Below are 16,231 nucleotides of genomic sequence, written 5' to 3' on the forward strand. Positions count from 1 at the left end.
GCCGCTGCGGGCGCTGTGGGGCGAGCGCGGCGCGGTGGGCCGGAACTTCGACGTGCTGGCGCTGTGGCGGGCGGTGGCGGACGAGGTGTCCGGCGGTCCGCTGCCGGGGGCGCACTATCTGGCCGAAGAATGCCCGGACGCGCTGCTGGCGCAGGCGGCGGAGTTTTTCGGCTGGCGTTGACAGCCTGTTTTCGGCGTCCCGCTGACGCCGAGAGTCCGTGCGCGGCGCCTGTGGGCGCCGTGGCGGACCGCCGGCCGTGCCCTCGCGGCGGGGACGCAACCATGCCTGGGCGCGCAATAGGGCTATCTAAAAAGGGACGCACTTCGGGTGTTAACCTTCGGCCCATGAATCGTTACTTTGCCGACCTGTCCGAATTGCCCGACGCCGAAGACGCGCAACGCGCCTTCAAAGCCACGGACTCGCCCTGCGTAGCGGTCTGCTCCACGCTGTTTGACGACATCTGCCGCGGCTGCGGCCGCACGGCCATGGAAGTCGCCAACTGGGTCTTCATGACGGAAGAAGAAAAGCGCGAAGTCTGGGTGCGCATCAAGGCGCAAGGGTATCCCCGCCGCAACAACTAGCGTCCGGCCGCGCAGGCCGTCTTGGGCATGTCACATGGCGCGGGCTAAATCGCGCTATTGCCCACTTCCGGCTCCATCATGCGCATCGTCCTGGTCACGGATGCCTGGCATCCGCAAGTCAATGGCGTCGTCCGCACCTGGACGACCATGCAGCAGATCCTCGGCGAATGGGGCCATGAGCTGATCGTGGTGAACCCGCAGGGCAGCCGCACCGTGCCGGCGCCGTCCGAGCCGGACCTGCGGCTGTGCCTGCAGCCCGGCCGGCAATTGCGCCGCATCCTGGGTGACATCGTTCCCGACGCCCTGCACATTGCCACCGAAGGCCCGCTGGGCCTGGCCGCACGCCGCATGGCGCTGGCGCGAGGCTGGCGCTTCACGACCTCGTTCCACACCATGTTTCCGGACTATCTGCAGGCGCGCATGGGCATTCCTGCTGCCTTGCCGTGGCGCTATCTACGCTGGTTCCACCGGCCCTCGCAGCGGGTGCTGGTGCCTACCCCCACGGTGCGCGACGTGCTGGCGCGGCGTGGCCTGGCGAACCTGCAGATCTGGTCGCGCGGCGTGGACCCGCGCAAGTTCCAACCCGGCGCCGAACAGGCCTTCCCCGATCTGCCCCGTCCCGTATTCCTGAGCGTGGGCCGCGTGGCGCGCGAAAAGAACCTGGACGCCTTCCTGTCGCTGGACCTGCCGGGCAGCAAGGTGGTGGTGGGCGCGGGGCCGGATGAGGCGCGGTTGAAGAAGCGCTTTCCCGGCGCCGTCTTCCTGGGCATGCGGCACGACGAAGCGTTGCCGGCGCTTTACGGATCGGCCGACGCCTTCGTGTTCCCCAGCCTGACGGATACCTTCGGCCTGGTCATGCTGGAGGCCATGGCCTGCGGTACGCCGGTGGCCGCTTTCCGCAGCGAGGCGCCGCTGGCGGTGGTGAGCCAGGGCGTCACCGGATTCCTGGACGAGGACCTGGCCCACGCCTGCCGCGCGGCGCTGTCGCTGGACCGCCACGCGGTGCGCGAACACGCGCTGACGCGCAGCTGGGATTCGGTTGCCTCGACCCTGCTGGCTGCACTGGTGCCCCTGGACGGGAGCGTTCGCGGCGCGGAGCACGCAGAGGTATCGGGCGTACCCGAAGGGGCCGGGCTGGCGAGGCGGCCCGGCGGCGAAATGCCTGCCAGGGAGCCAGGGGTTTGATCCCTGGCGCACGGTTCCCGGGTACAATGCCCGGCAATCCTGAGGAGCGTTGCGACGACCCTGCGGTTCCCGCCAGCTTGTACGGCTGCGGAACCAGGCTCGCCAGGCTCAGGAATCCTTGTTCAAGCGGCGCGCTTTGCGCGGCGCTACAGCAACGGCGCTCACCTTTGTCGCATATGGCGGGAAAGGCGAGCACTCGACCATCGTGGTGTCTTCGCGTTGTCCGGCCATATCGTGCGCCGTTCGTATTTCACGTGGAGCCTACACACCATGAATGCTGTGACCGATAAATCCTTCTCCGACTACCTCGTCGCCGACATGTCGCTGGCCGGCTGGGGCCGCCGCGAACTCGCCATCGCCGAAACCGAAATGCCCGGCCTGATGGCCATCCGCGAGGAATTCGCCGCCAAGCAGCCGCTCAAGGGCGCGCGCATCGCCGGCAGCCTGCACATGACCATCCAGACCGGCGTGCTGATCGAAACGCTGGTGGCGCTGGGCGCCGAAGTGCGCTGGGCCTCGTGCAACATCTTCTCCACGCAAGACCACGCCGCCGCCGCCATCGCCGCGTCGGGCACGCCGGTCTTCGCCGTCAAGGGCGAGACCCTGGAAGAGTACTGGCAGTACACCCACAAGATCTTCGAATGGCCCAATGGCGAAAACGCCAACATGATCCTCGACGACGGCGGCGACGCCACCTTGATGCTGCACCTGGGCACCAAGGCTGAAAAGGATATCTCGGTGCTGGCCAACCCGGGCAGCGACGAAGAGCGCATCCTGTTCGCCGCCATCAAGGAAACCCTCAAGCGCGATCCCAAGTGGTACTCGACCCGCCTGGCCCTGATCAAGGGCGTGACGGAAGAAACCACCACCGGCGTGCACCGCCTGTACCAGATGTCGCAGAAGGGCGAGCTGGCCTTCGCCGCCATCAACGTCAACGACTCGGTCACCAAGTCCAAGTTCGACAACCTGTACGGCTGCCGCGAATCGTTGGTCGACGGTATCAAGCGCGCGACTGACGTGATGGTCGCCGGCAAGGTTGCCGTCGTGGCCGGCTACGGCGACGTGGGCAAGGGCTGCGCCCAGGCGCTGGTCGCGCTGCGCGCCCAGGTCTGGGTCACCGAAGTCGATCCGATCTGCGCCCTGCAGGCCGCCATGGAAGGCTTCAAGGTCGTGACCATGGAAGAAGCCGCCGCCCATGGCGACATCTTCGTCACCGCCACCGGCAACTACCACGTCATCACGCGTGAGCACATGAACGCCATGAAGGACCAGGCCATCGTGTGCAACATCGGCCACTTCGACAACGAAATCGACGTCGCCGGCCTGGCCGACTGCCAGTGGGAAGAGATCAAGCCGCAAGTCGACCACGTCATCTTCCCGGATGGCAAGCGCATCATCCTGCTGGCCCAGGGCCGCCTGGTAAACCTGGGCTGCGCCACCGGCCACCCCTCGTTCGTGATGTCGTCCTCGTTCGCCAACCAGACGATCGCGCAGATCGAACTGTTCACGCGCAACGAAGCCTACACTTCGGGCCAGGTCTACGTGCTGCCCAAGCACCTGGACGAGAAGGTCGCCCGCCTGCACCTGAAGAAGCTGGGCGTGAAGCTCACGACCCTGCGCCAGGACCAGGCCGACTACATCAACGTGCCGGTGGCAGGCCCCTACAAGCCCGAGCACTACCGCTATTGATCGTTGTAGCAAAATAGGGAAGTGCCGCGCCATATCGGCGCGGGCTTTCCGGTCCGAGGGATCCCTGCCGCCATCGCATTGCGGCGGCGGGGCCGGTGGACTCAAAACAGGAGATCGAACATGGCCTTGATACTCGTCTGGATCCTGAACGCGGTGGCCTTGCTGGCCGTTGCCTATCTGCTGCCCGGCATCACCGTGGCCAGCTTCGGATCGGCGCTCATCGCCGCGCTGGTGCTGGGCCTGGTCAACATGCTGGTCAAGCCGGTGCTGGTGCTGCTGACGCTGCCCATCACGATCGTCACTCTCGGTCTCTTCCTCATCGTCATCAACGCCTTGTTGTTCTGGTTCGTCGGCTCCGTGCTGAAGGGCTTCCAGGTCAACGGGTTCTGGTGGGCCGTGGGTGGCGCGATCCTCTACAGCATCATCTCTGGCTTGCTTACCAAACTGATCCCCTGATGTCTGACTCGACTACTCCCGCATTCAGTCTGGAATTCTTTCCCCCGCGCGACCTGGCCGGGCAAGAGCGGCTGGTGCGCGCAGCCAAACAGATGCTGGCCATCCAGCCCAAGTACGTCAGCGTGACTTTCGGCGCGGGCGGTTCCACGCGCGCCGGCACGGCGGACGCCGTGCGCACGCTGCGCAACCTGGGCTGCGATGCGGCGCCGCACCTCTCGTGCGTCGGCGCCACGCGCCAGGATCTGCGGGACATCCTCCAGGCCTACAAGAACGAGGGCGTGCGGCGTGTGGTGGCCCTGCGCGGCGACCTGCCCTCGGGCATGGGCGGCGACGCGGGCGAACTGCGCTACGCCAATGAGCTGGTGTCGTTCATCCGCGAGGAAACGGGCGACTGGTTCCACATCGAAGTGGCGGCCTATCCTGAAATGCATCCCCAGGCGGCCAATCCCTCGGCTGATCTGGACCATTTCGTGACCAAGGTGAAAGCCGGCGCCGACGCAGCCATCACGCAGTACTTCTTCAATGCCGACGCCTACTTCGACTTCATCGACCGGGCCCAGGCCAAGGGCGTGAACGTGCCCATCGTGCCCGGCATCATGCCCATCACGAACCACACGCAGCTGCTGCGTTTTTCGGAAATGTGCGGCGCGGAAGTGCCGCGCTGGATCCGCCTGCGCCTGGCCGAATTCGGCGACGACAAGGCTTCCATCCGCGCCTTCGGCGTGGACGTGGTTACCGAGTTGTGCCAGACGCTGCTGGACAACGGCGCGCCGGGCCTGCATTTCTACACCTTGAACCATGCGGAAGCGCCAATGGCGGTGTGGAAGGAACTGTCGCTGCAGGCGTAACGGCGGCATGCTGCCATAAAGGCCAAGCCCACCCGCGAGGGTGGGCTTTTCTTTGGGCGCGCGTCGGCCGCTTACTCCGGCTGTATGCCCGCCTGCCGAATCTGCTGGCCCCAGGCGTCGTATTGCGACCGCACGAACTGCTGCAGGGGATCGCCCGTGGCCAGGTCGGGCTCCATGCCCATGGCGCGTAGCTTCTCCTGGATCGCAGGCTCGCGCATCGTGGCCGTCAGTTGCTCGGACCACCACTTTGCGGCCTCGGGCGCCAGTCCGCCGGGGCCGGCCACGCCGATCCAGCCGGTCAGGTCCAGGCTGCCCATGCCCAGTTCCTGGGCCGTGGGCACGGCCGGCAGGATGGTCGAACGCTTGGTGGAAACGAGGGCCACGGCGTTCAGGTTTTTAGCGCGGATCTGGGGCAGCACGGCTCCCAGGTCGGCTGCCACGAAATCGATGCGCCCGCCCAGCAGGTCCGTGATGGCAGCCGGCTGGCCCTTGTACGGCACGCCCAGCACCTCGGCGCCGGCGGCGCGGCTGAAGGCCGCAGCCACGACCTGGCCCGTGCCCGAGCCATAGCCGCTGGTGACCGCGTTCGGCTTGGCCTTGGCTGCCGCCACCAGTTGGCGCGCATCGCCATGCTGGCCGGCTGCGCGCGTGACGATGACCACGTCGAAGCGGACCACGCGCCCGACCTGGGTGAAATCCTTCATGGCGTCATAGCGCTGGAAGGCCTTGGACAAGTAGGGACCGGACGAGCTGGTGGCGCTGGAACTCGGCATCATGGTGTAGCCATCGGGCGCAGCACGCGCCACGGTGTCCACGCCCAGCACGCCGAGGGCGCCGGGCTTGTTCTCGACGATGATCTGTGCGCCGCTGCGGGCGCGGATATCGTCGACCACCACGCGCGAGACGTTGTCGATGGTGCTGCCGGCGGGAAAGCCGACCACGAAGTGAATGGGCTTGTCCGCCTGCGGGTAGCCGGAGGCCGCGCCTGCCAGGGACGGCAGGCACAGCGCGGCGGCGATCAGGGCGGATTGGATGTTGTTTTTCATGTTTGTCTCCTCGTGCTTGGAACCTGGGCTCAGGCGGTCCGGCCGGCCTGGACTTCCGCCAGGATTTCGGCCGTGTGTTCGCCCAGTCCGGGCGGGTGCCGCCGGATATCTGCCGGCGTGCGGCTGAACCTGACCGGCAGGCCCGCCTGGATCAGGCGCCCTTCGGTGGGGTGCTCGGACTCATGCCAGAAGCCGGTGGCCCGCAGGTGCGGGTCGTTCAGCAAATCTTCGAAGCCATTGACCGGCGCGTAGGGGATGTCGGCGCTCGCCAGCAGCTCGATCCATTGCGCGGTGGTGCGTTCGCCCAACACGCTTTCGACATAGCTGTACAGCTCGGGAAAATGCTTGCTGCGGCTGTTGAGCGTCAGGTAGCGCGGGTCTTGCGTCATCTCGGGATTGCCGGCCAGCGCGAAGAAGCGCTGCCACTGCGGCGTGGTGTAAGGGACCACGCTCATGTAGCCGTCCTGCGTGCGGAACGGGCGGCGGTACTCGTTGAGCAGCCGCGTATAGCCCGCCGGCCCTTCGGGCGGTACGAAGGTCAGGCCGGCCAGATGCTCGGGCGCCAGGAAGGCGACCATGCATTCGAACATCGGCACTTCCACGGCTTGGCCGCCCGCGCCGCGTTCGCGCGCCAGCAGCGCGCTGGTCACGGCGTTGGCCACGTACAGCGCCACCACCTTGTCGGCGACCACGGAATTGACGTAGCGCGGCGCCTGGGCGCCCGCGCCGCCCTGTAGCCAGGCCATGCCCGACGCGGCCTGGATGGTGTCGTCGATGGCGGCGCGTCCCGCGTAGGGACCTTGCTCCGAATAGCCGTAGCAGGCGCAATAAACCAGCTCGGGAAAGCGCGCCTGCAGCGTCGCGTAGTCGAGGCCCAGGCGGCGCATCGCCGGAGCGCGCATATTGGAGATGAACACGTCGGCGCCGCCGATCAGCGCGTCCAGTTGCGCGCGGCCTTCGGCGGTCTTGGCGTCGATCACCGCGCTGCGTTTGTTGCGGTTCAGGTTCAGATGGGTATGGCTCATCGCGGCGTGGCGCTGGGGCGTGACGTGGCGGAACACGTCGCCCTCCGCGGATTCCACCTTGATCACGTCGGCTCCCATGTCGCCCAGCATCTGCGTGGCCATGGGCCCCATGCCGACGCTGGTCATGTCGATGACGCGTATGCCGTGCAGCGGTCCGGGCATGGTCAGTCCTCCCCCAGCAGGCGGCGCGCCAGCCGCAGGTGCGGCCGGTCGATCATCTTGCCGTCCAGCCGCAAGGTGCCAGCGCCCGGATTGGCCGTGAACGCCGCGATCACGGCGCGAGCCCATTGCAGCTGGCCGTCGTCCGGAGCCAGCGCCGCGTTGATCGCGTCTACATGACGGGGATGAATCGCCATCTTGCCGACGAAACCATCGCGGAACGCCTCGCCGGCCTCGGCCGCGAGCACATCGGGTGCGTCCAGGTCGACGCAGACCGTGTCGATGGCGCGTACGCCGGCGGCGGCGGCCGACATCAGGCACAGCGAGCGCGCCAGGCGGAAGGGCTCGGTGTAGCGGCCCGCGTCGCGGTTGCGCAGCGCGCCGACGTCAGCGGCCAGGTCTTCCGCGCCCCAGGACAGTCCCCACAGCCGGGGCGTGGCATCGCGGTAGTCGTGCAGCCCGAACAGGGATTGCGCGGTTTCGGTGACGATGGCGAGGATGCGGGTGGCGCCGGGCGCCGTCTTGGCGGCGGCCTCGAAGGCGTCCAGATAGTGCGACAGCTGCAGCAGGCCGGCGCGGCCGGCGCACTTCGGCAGCACGATGCCGTAAGGAGCAGCAGGCATCACCGCGGCCAGGTCGGCCAGGGCGTCGCCGCTGTCCAGCGCGTTGATGCGCACCCACAGCTGCTTGGCCGTAGCGCCGCGCTCGAGCATGGCGCGGACTTCCGCGCGCGCCGCGGGCTTCTGGTCCGGGGGCGACGGAGTCTTCCAGGTCCAGGATCAGGGCATCGGCGGCGCTGGCGTTCGCGTGATCGAATTTGCGCCCGGAATCGCCGGGCACGAACAACAGGGAGCGGGTCATTGCGGTCCTCCTGGGGGCGGCGGCGAGCTCAGGCGGGACGCTTGCGCATCAGAGCCGAACGCTTGCACGTGGCCACCACTTCGTCGCGATGGTTCAGCGCGGTGTGCTCGAATTCGACGATGCCCGCGTTGGGCCGCGATTTGCTTTCACGCACCGACAGCACGCGGGTGCGCACGTGCAGGGTGTCGCCCGCGAAAACGGGCTTGGGGAAGTTCACGTCGGTCATGCCCAGGTTGGCCACGGTGGTGCCCAGGGTGGTGTCGTTGACCGTCATGCCGATCAGCAGACCCAGCGTGAACAGGCTGTTGACCAGGGGCTTGCCGAACTCCGTCTGCGCCGCGAAATGGGCGTCCAGGTGCAGCGGCTGCACGTTCATCGTCAGGGAACTGAACAGCACGTTGTCCATTTCGGTCAGGGTGCGGGTCCAGGCATGTTCGAACGCCTGTCCGGGCGAAAACTGTTCGTAAAAAAGGCCAGCCATGTTCTTTCCTTCGTGTGGAGAGCGCCGGGCAGCGGCCCGGATTTCGAGAGGGCGCTGCCGGTAAATCCGATTTGCGTTCTTACTCTTGAACAAAAGTTTATAGATATGAACGAAAGCGAGCAATGGTTTATGCTTGGCGTAAACCCGCAGGAGCCGCTGCGGCGGTGACGGGCGCGGGCGCGCGCCGCCAATGCGGAGCGCGCGTGGCGGGAAGCAGGAAAGAGGGGGCCGTCCCTTGCAGGGACGGGGAGGACGCTGGGGGCTGGGGCGTCCCCTTTTAGGGACTGGCCTTAGTAGGCAGGCACGGCGGGCGCCGGGCTGTCGAGGCGTTGCGTGAGTTCGCGGCTGGCGGCAAGCAAGGTCTGGCCGATGTGGTCGGCGCGGGCGGCGGAGCGGTCCAGCGGAGCGCCGACGACCAGCGCCAGCACGGCGCCGTAAAGCACCAGCGGCGCGGCAACCGACAGGGTGTCGGCCTGATGTTCCGCCAGATTGACGTGCCAGCCGCGCTTGGCTTCGGTCTCGATCAGCTGCAGCAGCTGTTTGTGCGTCTTGACTGTTTTGCCAGTGTAGCGGTCCAAGGGCAGGCGCGTGGCCAGCGCTTCGCGTTCGGCGGGCGGCATGGCGCCCAGCAGCGCGCGCCCGGATGCGGACGCATGCAGAGGTTTTTGCTGGCCGACCCTGGCCGTGAAACGCACGATGCGCTCGGGCTCGGCCACGTCCAGGTAGACCACCTGGTCGCCGGACCGTTGCGCCAGGATCAGGGTCTCGTCCAGCTCGTCGCGCAGCGCTTCCAGCGTGGGCCGGATGCGCGTGGTCAGTTGGTCATGCTCGGCCACCGTGCGGGCCTCGTTCAGCCAACGGCGGGTGAGGTAATAACGGCCCGCGGTCTGATGCGCGTAGCCATCGCCTTCCAAGGTGTCCAGCAAGGCCAGGCAACTGGATTTGGGGATGCCCAGCCCGGCCGAGATCTGCGACAGCGTGGCCGGCGCCCGCGTCGCGGCGAAGAACTGCAGGATGTCCAGGACGCGCCTGGCGCTTTTTACGTCGTTCGTACTCATGCACGGGAATATATATTCATGAACGGGCAGCGGCAACCGCCGCTGCCCTCCATGCCATCAGTCCGCGTACACGCCCGCCTTGCGGATGATGCCGCCCCATTTGTCGACCTCGGATTGCAGCCAGGTCTGCAGGCCCTGCGGCGTCTGCTTGGATTCCGGCACGATTTCGGCCCCCAGCTCCGCCATCTTCTGCGTGAAGGCGGGATCCTTCAGCGCGGCGCGCAAGGCTTCGTTGAACTTGGCGATGGCCTCGGGCGGCGTGCCCTTGGGCGCGTAGACGCCGTGCCAGACCTTGACCTCGAAGTCCTTCAGGCCGTTTTCCTGCAGGGTCGGCGCATCGGGCAAGGTCTTGATGCGGTCCAGCGTGGTGACGCCGTACAGCTTGACGCGCTCGGCCTTGATCTGCGGAATGGTCTGGGTGGTCTGGTCGCACAGCACGTCCACTTGGCCGCCCAGCAGCGCGGTCATGGCCGGCGCCGTGCCGGCATAGGGTACGGTGGTGAACTGCACGCCCAGGGATTCCTGCAGCAGCATGCCGCAAAGCTGCGACACCGCGCCCAGGCCGGCATTGGCCAGGTTGATCTTGTTGCCGTTTTCCTTGGCGTACTTGATGAAGTCCTTCATGCCGTCCGCGGGCAGGTCCTTGCGGCCCAGCAGCGTCATCGGCACGTCGGCCACCTGGCCGACATAGGCGAAGTCCGTCAGCGGATTGAATGACAGCTTGCGGTACAGCGCCGGCGCGGTGGCCATGCCGTTATGGTGGATCAGGAAGGTGTAGCCGTCGGGCGCGGCGCGCGCCACGTGTTGGGACGCCAGCGTGCCGCCCGCGCCTGTACGGTTTTCGATGATGATGCTCTGGCCCAGCGTCTTCGACATGGACGCGCCCAGGCTGCGCGCCACCACGTCGGTCGGCCCGCCCGCCGCGAACGGCACGACCAGCGAAATGGGATGGTTGGGATAGGCGCCTTGCGCGCCGGCGTTGCCAGAGACCAGGCAGGACAGGGCCAGCAGGGGCCAGGCCGCGCGCTTGAAAGCGCGCGCGTAGATGGGGGGCATGTCTCGCTCCTTGTGGTGTTGTCGGGGCCCCCAAGGCAAAGCATGACGGCCGGACACCAGTGTGGCGCGCGTGCGCCCGGATGAGAATTCGCGGTTCCGCAAGCCGGGCTTCGGTTGCTGGAAAGGAGGGTTTACGCGGAAGAGCGATCATCCATGTGCAAAAGCCCACCGCAACAAAGCTGTTGCCTGTGGGCTTCCGATAATGGAAGGTGAAACAGTGCCCCTAATTCGCCTGATCCTTGCCTGGATCCTCTGCCAGTACCTGTGGCGCGGCATAGCTTGCCGCGGGCACGTCGACGGGCTCCGCGCGCAGCGGCTGGTGCACGCGGCTGGGGGGCACCAGCGAATCCGGCGAGTCGGGCTGGGTCCACAGCGGGTCCGGGATCTCGGCGAAGACCTGGCGCAGGCGTTCGCCCCAGGTGCCGCGGATCATGCGGAAGTACTCGTTGTGCTCGTCGATGCTGGCGAAGTGCGTGACGCGCAGTGCATGCGTGTCGTAGACCAGCAGGTCCAGCGGCAGGCCCACCGAGATGTTCGAGCGCAGGGTGGAGTCCATGGAGATCAGGGCGCACTTGGCCGCCTCGTCCAGCGAGGTGTCGGGGCGCAGCACGCGGTCCAGGATGGGCTTGCCGTACTTGGCTTCGCCGATCTGGAAGTACGGGCATTCCTGGCCGGCTTCGATGAAGTTGCCGGCCGAATACACCTGGAACAGGCGGCAGCGTTCGGCGCCGATCTGGCCGCCGAAGATCAGGTTGACGTTGAAGTCCACGCCCTGTTCGCGCAGGGCCGGGGCCTCGCGGTGATAGACGTCGCGCACCGCGGCGCCGACGCGGCGGGTAGCCTCGAACATGTCGGGCGCGTTCCAGACGGTTTCGCCGCCTTCGTCGTGCTGGCGCGCCAGCGCGTTGAGCACGGCCTGGCTGACCGCCAGGTTGCCGGAGCTCATCAGCACCATCACGCGGTCGCCAGGACGCTCGAACACGGTCATTTTGCGGAAGACGCTGATCTGGTCGACTCCGGCATTGGTGCGGGAGTCGGCCAGGAAAACCAGGCCGGAATCAAGGCGGGCGGCGACGCAGTAGGTCATGATCAAAAATAGGGAAAACCACGCCGCATTGTATTGCGGCGCGGCCGGCAGGATGTTACTGCTGGGCGCTGGTCTGGACCTGCACGCTGACCTCCATGGATTCCTCGCCGCCGCCGGTGCGCACGCCGCGCACCGGCGAGGCCGAGTCGTAGTCCCGCGCCACCGCCAGCCGGCAGTGGCAGTCCGAGGCGAACTGACGGTTGGTGATGTCCACGCTGGTCCAGCCTACGTCGGGCAGCCAGACATCGGCCCAGGCATGGCTGGCCGCGTGCTCGGCGGTGGTGTACAGGTAGCCGCTGACGTAGCGGGCGGGCACGCCCAGGCCGCGCACGCAGGCCAGGAAGAGGTGGGCATGGTCCTGGCAGACGCCATGGCCCATGGCCAGCACCTGATTGGCGGCGGTGGTGACGTCGGTGGTGCCGGGCTCGTAGGCGACGCGGTCGCTGACTGCGGTGGCCAGGGCCAGGATGTCGTCGGGCGTGCGCAGGCCGCCGGGCAGCGCCTCGTGCGTGAAGGCCATGACGGTGTCGTCGGCCTGGGTCAGCGGGGTCTGCACGCAATAGGCGTGCACCGGCAGGCGGCTGTCCTCGCTGCCCAGCAGGCCGCGTTCCAGCGGCGCCACTTGCACTTGTCCGACCACGCGCAGCTCGATGTCGGTATGTGGCTGGTTGAGTGTCAGCGTGTGCGTGATGTTGCCGTAGGCGTCCACCTGCTTGTCCAGCGCGCCGGGCGCTTCGATGTGCCAGCGCAGCACGCGCTGGTGCTCGTCATCGCGCGGCGTCAGACGCAGGGTCTGGATGCTGTAGGTGACCGGTGCGGTGTAGCGGTAGTGCGTGAGGTGGGTGATGATCTGTTTCATTCCGGTCTCCAGGCTAGGCCGACAGCGGCACCAGGAAGTCCTGGCTGATCCGGTTGCCCAGATCGTTGATGCGGTCGAGGAAATGGTCCAGGTACTGGTGCAGTCCGCTGTCCAGGATGTCTTCGACGCGCCCGTATTGCAGTTCCGCGCACAGCATGCCGGCGCGCCGCTCGGTTTCGGTCGAACGCTGGTTGGAGACGCGCGCCAGGTCGTCGGCCACCGCGCGCATCGAAGCCAATAGCGAGCGCGGCATGTCGCCGTGCAGGATCAGCAGCTCGGCCACGCGGTCGGGGGTAATGACGTCGCGGTACACCTTGCGGTAGATCTCCAGCCCCGATACCGAGCTGAGCAGCGCCGACCAGCGGTAGAACTCGCTTTGCAGCGCTGCCGCGCCGAGGGCTTCGGGGCGACCGTCCTGGCTATTGGCGCTGCGTTCATGGAACTTCACGTCCAGCATGCGCGCGGTGCTGTCGGCGCGCTCCAGGTGCATGCCGATGCGCAGGAAGTACAGAGCCTCGTCCTCCAGCATGGTGCCGATGGTGACGCCGCGCGCCAGGTGCGAGCGGAACTTCACCCATTCGAAGAATTCGCCCGGGTTGCGTTCCAGCAGGCCGGTATGCAGATGCTTCAACAGTTCCAGCCAGGTGGTGTTGTAGGTTTCCCAGACCTCGGTGGTAAGGCTGCCGCGCACGGCGCGCGCGTTCTCGCGGGCTGCGCGCATGCAGGAATAGATGGAAGAGGGGTTCTCGGGGTCGCGCACCATGTACTGCAGCACATCGTGCGGCGAGATGGAGGCGTACTTGCTCTGGTACAGGCCCTGCAGCTCGGAGATGCGCAGCACGCCCAGCCATGAGCCTTCGCGCGTCTGCGCATCCTGCGGCAGCAGCGACATCTGCAGGTTCACGTCGAGCATGCGGGCGGTGTTCTCGGCGCGCTCGGTATAACGGCACATCCAGAACAGATTGTCAGCGGTTCGGCTCAGCATGTTCAGTCCTCCTCCAGCACCCAGGTGTCCTTGGTGCCGCCGCCCTGGCTGCTGTTGACCACCAGCGAACCCTCGGTCAACGCCACGCGGCAGAGGCCGCCCGGCACGGTGCGGATGTCCTTGCCGCACAGCACGTAGGGCCGCAGGTCCACGTGGCGCGGGGCCACGCCCGATTCCACGTAGGTCGGCACGGTGGACAGCGCCAGCGTGGGCTGCGCGATGTAGTTGGCGGGGTTGGCGCGCACCCGCTCCTTGAACGCGTCGACCTCGGCGCGCGAGGCCGACGGCCCCACCAGCATGCCGTAGCCGCCGGAGCCGTGGACTTCCTTCACCACCAGGTCGTGCATGTGGGCCAGCACGTGCGACAGTTCGTCGGGCCGGTTGCAGCGCCAGGTCGGGACATTGGACAGTATCGGCTCCTCGGCCAGATAGAAGCGGATCATGTCCGGCACGTACAGGTACGTGGACTTGTCGTCGGCGATGCCGGTGCCGATGGCATTGGCCAGCGTGACGCGGCCGGCACGGTACACCGACAGCAAGCCGGGTACGCCCAGCGCGGAGTCGGCGCGGAACGACAGTGGATCCAGGAAGTCGTCGTCCAGGCGGCGGTAGATCACGTCCACTTTGCGGGGGCCTTGCGTGGTGCGCATGTAGACGGTGTTCTGTTCGACGAACAGGTCCTGGCCTTCCACCAGCTCCACGCCCATCTGCTGCGCCAGGAAGGCGTGCTCGAAGTAGGCCGAGTTGTACATGCCTGGCGTCAGCACCACCACGGTGGGATCGTCGCCGCCATGCGGCGCCACTTCGCGCAGGTTATCCAGCAGCAGGTCGGGGTAGTGCGCCACCGGTTCCACCTTGATGCGGCTGAAGGCGTCGGGCATCAGCCGCATCGACATCTTGCGGTTCTCCAGCATGTAGGACACGCCAGAAGGCACACGCAGATTGTCTTCCAGCACGTAGAACTCGCCCGCGCCGGCGCGCACGATGTCCACGCCGGCGATGTGGCAGTAAATGTCCTCGGCCACGTCCACGTCCTGCATCTCGGGGCGGTACTGGGCGTTCAGGAACACCTGCTCGGCCGGCACGATGTTCGCGCGCACGATGTCGTGCCCGTGATAGATGTCGTGGATGAACATGTTGAGCGCGCGCACCCGCTGCTTCAGGCCTGCCTCCAGCAGGCGCCATTCGTCGGCGGGGATGATGCGCGGGATCAGGTCGAAGGGGATCAGGCGTTCGGTGCCGGCCGCATCGCCCGCCACCGAAAACGTGATGCCGACCCGGCGAAAGCTCAGGTCCGCTTCCAGGCGGCGCGCGGCCATGGCCTGCGCGGACTGCTCGTCGTGCCAGCGCTCGAAAGCCTGGCAATGGGAGCGTATGCCGCCGGCGCTGTCGCGCATTTCGTCATAGGCGGCGGGACGGGGTGATCTGTCCTTCATGGCTCCTCCGGTACAGGTGCTGGCGGCCGCGCTCGCGCGCGGCGGCCGCCCGGCCGATGTCCGGCCGGTTGCAAAGGATTAAGCAACACGCGTGCCAGCCTGGCCGGCACGAGCGGGGGGGGCGCCCCTGGGGACCAATATCCTCCGAAGGGCGTTGCGGCGCCATCGCCGCGGCGGTTGAGGCCAGGGACGGCGCAAGCGCCAGGCGCGAACTGGCCGGGGCTGGCGGGTGGAACGGGGTCAGTCGGGCTGGCGCGGAAAAGCCTGGCCAGGGGGAACGGGTGGGGCGGCGCCGGGGTCGTCGCCGAGGAGGGCGGCGCAAGGTGCGCGGAGTGCTGCGTAATGGGGCCGGGGCAGGGCCGGCCTTGCAGTCTATGTTAGGCTATGCACCGTTTTGGTGCAAGCCGGTGGGGCAAAGCTGGTGCGTCAGTTCATGCGATAGCTGTGCAGCGTGGTGCCACCGGTGCCGCCTTGTTCCAGCGGCGCCTGGGGCACCCAGCCGTCCTGGGTCAGCACCGCGTCCAGCGTGAAGTCGTGCGCGGCGGGTTCATGGCCGGCATCCAGTTCGCCGCAGCTCCAGGCGATGCCGATGGCGATGAACGGATGGCCGCGGTCGCGCAGCGCGGCCAGGGTGCGGTCGTAATAGCCGCCGCCGTAGCCCAGGCGGTCGCCCTGTTCGGTGTAGCCCAGCGTCGGGACCAGCACCACGTCCGGCAGCAGTTCGGGGCCCGAGACCGGTTCCTGGATGCCGTAGGGGCCGGCGCGCAATTCGGCGTCCGGCGTCCACGGCAGGAATGCCAGCGGGGCGTTGCGCTCGCGCACCACGGGCAGCGCCACCGCTACGCCGTTTTCGACCCATTGTTCCAGCAGGGGACGCAGGTCGGGCTCGTCGGCCATGGGCCAGAAGGCGGCCACGGTGGCGGGCGCGGGGCGGCCGGCGCGCACGGCTTCGTCGCGCGCCACGTTCAGCCAGGTGAACAGGCGGGCGCGCATGAGCAGGCCGCCGCGGCTACGCTGGTCTTCCGGCAGTTCGGCGCGCAGTTTTCGCAATCGCGCGCGTAGCTGTACTGCGGTATCCTCTGGAGTATTTTGCGTAGTCATGCGGTGGCTGTAAGAGGGATGGAAAAATGATGGCGAACGTGCGGGCGAAGGTGCGGACGAAAATGCGGATTGCCGGCATGCTGGCGTACGGCAAGGCCAGTGTATGAGGGACAGGGCATGACACAGACTCTGCAATCCGGACGGTATCAGAAAACCGCGCGGAAATCCGGGCCCGCCGCCACATCCGAAGCTACTCCCGGCCTGCGCCGCTGGCTGCCGCTGCTGGCGCTGTTCACTGCGGCCTGTGCGCCGGTAGATGCGCAACAGCGCAGCGCGTCCATCAAGGCCCAGCCCGAGCCCGCCGTGCAGGCGGCGCA

At 67.2% G+C, this 16,231-nt stretch carries 17 protein-coding genes, 1 pseudogene and 1 riboswitch; of the genes and pseudogenes, 7 read left to right on the top strand and 11 right to left on the bottom strand.

Annotated elements, in window-relative coordinates:
• From VIR09_RS29595 to metF, 6 genes and pseudogenes are all read left to right on the top strand, one after another.
• Positions 1 to 181: pseudogene (locus VIR09_RS29595) on the top strand (alpha/beta hydrolase); the annotation flags it as partial.
• A 164-nt stretch (positions 182 to 345) separates the two neighbouring features.
• Entirely contained in the window at positions 346 to 582 is a 237-nt protein-coding gene (locus VIR09_RS29600; RefSeq protein WP_332016115.1) for a DUF1289 domain-containing protein, read from the top strand.
• Positions 583 to 660: 78 nt separating this feature from the next.
• A complete protein-coding gene (locus tag VIR09_RS29605) occupies positions 661 to 1,767 on the top strand; it encodes a glycosyltransferase family 1 protein (RefSeq protein WP_332016116.1) in 1,107 nt (368 codons plus the stop codon).
• 35 nt (positions 1,768 to 1,802) lie between these two features.
• A riboswitch (S-adenosyl-L-homocysteine riboswitch) is annotated at positions 1,803 to 1,937 on the top strand.
• A 100-nt stretch (positions 1,938 to 2,037) separates the two neighbouring features.
• On the top strand, positions 2,038 to 3,456 hold the full coding sequence (gene ahcY, locus VIR09_RS29610) for an adenosylhomocysteinase (protein WP_332016117.1): 1,419 nt from the start codon (positions 2,038 to 2,040) through the stop codon (positions 3,454 to 3,456).
• Positions 3,457 to 3,576: 120 nt separating this feature from the next.
• Entirely contained in the window at positions 3,577 to 3,912 is a 336-nt protein-coding gene (locus tag VIR09_RS29615) for a phage holin family protein (RefSeq protein ID WP_006389784.1), read from the top strand.
• Complete coding sequence (gene metF / locus VIR09_RS29620) at positions 3,912 to 4,760, top strand: methylenetetrahydrofolate reductase [NAD(P)H] (protein ID WP_332016118.1); 849 nt, start codon at positions 3,912 to 3,914, stop codon at positions 4,758 to 4,760. The genes VIR09_RS29615 and metF overlap by 1 nt, the downstream gene beginning before the upstream one ends.
• Before the next feature lie 71 nt (positions 4,761 to 4,831).
• Here the strand turns inward: metF and VIR09_RS29625 are convergent, their stop codons facing one another.
• The 11 genes from VIR09_RS29625 to VIR09_RS29675 all read right to left on the bottom strand — a co-directional run bounded on the left by VIR09_RS29625 (position 4,832) and on the right by VIR09_RS29675 (position 15,914).
• On the bottom strand, positions 4,832 to 5,806 hold the full coding sequence (locus tag VIR09_RS29625) for a tripartite tricarboxylate transporter substrate binding protein (protein ID WP_332016119.1): 975 nt from the start codon (positions 5,804 to 5,806) through the stop codon (positions 4,832 to 4,834).
• 29 nt (positions 5,807 to 5,835) lie between these two features.
• Positions 5,836 to 6,993 (bottom strand): CoA transferase, encoded by a 1,158-nt coding sequence (locus VIR09_RS29630; protein WP_332016120.1) that lies wholly within the window; start codon positions 6,991 to 6,993, stop codon positions 5,836 to 5,838.
• Positions 6,994 to 6,995: 2 nt separating this feature from the next.
• Positions 6,996 to 7,703, bottom strand: a complete 708-nt coding sequence (locus tag VIR09_RS29635) for a CoA ester lyase (RefSeq protein WP_332016121.1) — start codon at positions 7,701 to 7,703, stop codon at positions 6,996 to 6,998.
• 176 nt (positions 7,704 to 7,879) lie between these two features.
• A complete protein-coding gene (locus VIR09_RS29640; RefSeq protein WP_088143354.1) occupies positions 7,880 to 8,332 on the bottom strand; it encodes a MaoC family dehydratase in 453 nt (150 codons plus the stop codon).
• A 290-nt stretch (positions 8,333 to 8,622) separates the two neighbouring features.
• The gene (locus VIR09_RS29645; protein ID WP_332016122.1) at positions 8,623 to 9,390 is read right to left on the bottom strand and encodes an IclR family transcriptional regulator; all 768 of its coding nucleotides are present in this window, start codon (positions 9,388 to 9,390) and stop codon (positions 8,623 to 8,625) included.
• A gap of 57 nt (positions 9,391 to 9,447) precedes the next feature.
• Complete coding sequence (locus tag VIR09_RS29650) at positions 9,448 to 10,446, bottom strand: tripartite tricarboxylate transporter substrate-binding protein (protein ID WP_332016123.1); 999 nt, start codon at positions 10,444 to 10,446, stop codon at positions 9,448 to 9,450.
• A gap of 223 nt (positions 10,447 to 10,669) precedes the next feature.
• Entirely contained in the window at positions 10,670 to 11,533 is an 864-nt protein-coding gene (locus tag VIR09_RS29655; protein WP_332016124.1) for a proteasome-type protease, read from the bottom strand.
• Between the two features lie 55 nt (positions 11,534 to 11,588).
• Positions 11,589 to 12,392: a transglutaminase family protein gene (locus tag VIR09_RS29660; protein ID WP_332016125.1), complete on the bottom strand. Its 804-nt coding sequence runs from the start codon at positions 12,390 to 12,392 to the stop codon at positions 11,589 to 11,591.
• Between the two features lie 13 nt (positions 12,393 to 12,405).
• Positions 12,406 to 13,377, bottom strand: a complete 972-nt coding sequence (locus VIR09_RS29665; RefSeq protein ID WP_332016126.1) for an alpha-E domain-containing protein — start codon at positions 13,375 to 13,377, stop codon at positions 12,406 to 12,408.
• 2 nt (positions 13,378 to 13,379) lie between these two features.
• Positions 13,380 to 14,813, bottom strand: coding sequence for a circularly permuted type 2 ATP-grasp protein (locus VIR09_RS29670; protein WP_332016127.1), 1,434 nt, complete (start codon positions 14,811 to 14,813; stop codon positions 13,380 to 13,382).
• 426 nt (positions 14,814 to 15,239) lie between these two features.
• On the bottom strand, positions 15,240 to 15,914 hold the full coding sequence (locus tag VIR09_RS29675; RefSeq protein ID WP_332016128.1) for a 5-formyltetrahydrofolate cyclo-ligase: 675 nt from the start codon (positions 15,912 to 15,914) through the stop codon (positions 15,240 to 15,242).
• 117 nt (positions 15,915 to 16,031) lie between these two features.
• Between VIR09_RS29675 and VIR09_RS29680 the strand changes: the two genes are divergently transcribed.
• The coding region (locus VIR09_RS29680) for a hypothetical protein (protein ID WP_332016129.1) at positions 16,032 to 16,231 on the top strand (200 nt) is incomplete at its 3' end.

The sequence above is a fragment of the Achromobacter sp. genome (assembly GCF_036567245.1).
Taxonomy (GTDB): Bacteria; Pseudomonadota; Gammaproteobacteria; order Burkholderiales; family Burkholderiaceae_B; genus Achromobacter.

Coding starts and splice junctions, on each gene's coding strand:
- VIR09_RS29600 (WP_332016115.1), top strand. CDS start 346: ATGAATCGTTACTTTGCCGACCTGTCCGAATTGCCCGACGCCGAAGAC.
- VIR09_RS29605 (WP_332016116.1), top strand. CDS start 661: ATGCGCATCGTCCTGGTCACGGATGCCTGGCATCCGCAAGTCAATGGC.
- ahcY (WP_332016117.1), top strand. CDS start 2,038: ATGAATGCTGTGACCGATAAATCCTTCTCCGACTACCTCGTCGCCGAC.
- VIR09_RS29615 (WP_006389784.1), top strand. CDS start 3,577: ATGGCCTTGATACTCGTCTGGATCCTGAACGCGGTGGCCTTGCTGGCC.
- metF (WP_332016118.1), top strand. CDS start 3,912: ATGTCTGACTCGACTACTCCCGCATTCAGTCTGGAATTCTTTCCCCCG.
- VIR09_RS29625 (WP_332016119.1), bottom strand. CDS start 5,806: ATGAAAAACAACATCCAATCCGCCCTGATCGCCGCCGCGCTGTGCCTG.
- VIR09_RS29630 (WP_332016120.1), bottom strand. CDS start 6,993: ATGCCCGGACCGCTGCACGGCATACGCGTCATCGACATGACCAGCGTC.
- VIR09_RS29635 (WP_332016121.1), bottom strand. CDS start 7,703: ATGCTCGAGCGCGGCGCTACGGCCAAGCAGCTGTGGGTGCGCATCAAC.
- VIR09_RS29640 (WP_088143354.1), bottom strand. CDS start 8,332: ATGGCTGGCCTTTTTTACGAACAGTTTTCGCCCGGACAGGCGTTCGAA.
- VIR09_RS29645 (WP_332016122.1), bottom strand. CDS start 9,390: ATGAGTACGAACGACGTAAAAAGCGCCAGGCGCGTCCTGGACATCCTG.
- VIR09_RS29650 (WP_332016123.1), bottom strand. CDS start 10,446: ATGCCCCCCATCTACGCGCGCGCTTTCAAGCGCGCGGCCTGGCCCCTG.
- VIR09_RS29655 (WP_332016124.1), bottom strand. CDS start 11,533: ATGACCTACTGCGTCGCCGCCCGCCTTGATTCCGGCCTGGTTTTCCTG.
- VIR09_RS29660 (WP_332016125.1), bottom strand. CDS start 12,392: ATGAAACAGATCATCACCCACCTCACGCACTACCGCTACACCGCACCG.
- VIR09_RS29665 (WP_332016126.1), bottom strand. CDS start 13,377: ATGCTGAGCCGAACCGCTGACAATCTGTTCTGGATGTGCCGTTATACC.
- VIR09_RS29670 (WP_332016127.1), bottom strand. CDS start 14,813: ATGAAGGACAGATCACCCCGTCCCGCCGCCTATGACGAAATGCGCGAC.
- VIR09_RS29675 (WP_332016128.1), bottom strand. CDS start 15,914: ATGACTACGCAAAATACTCCAGAGGATACCGCAGTACAGCTACGCGCG.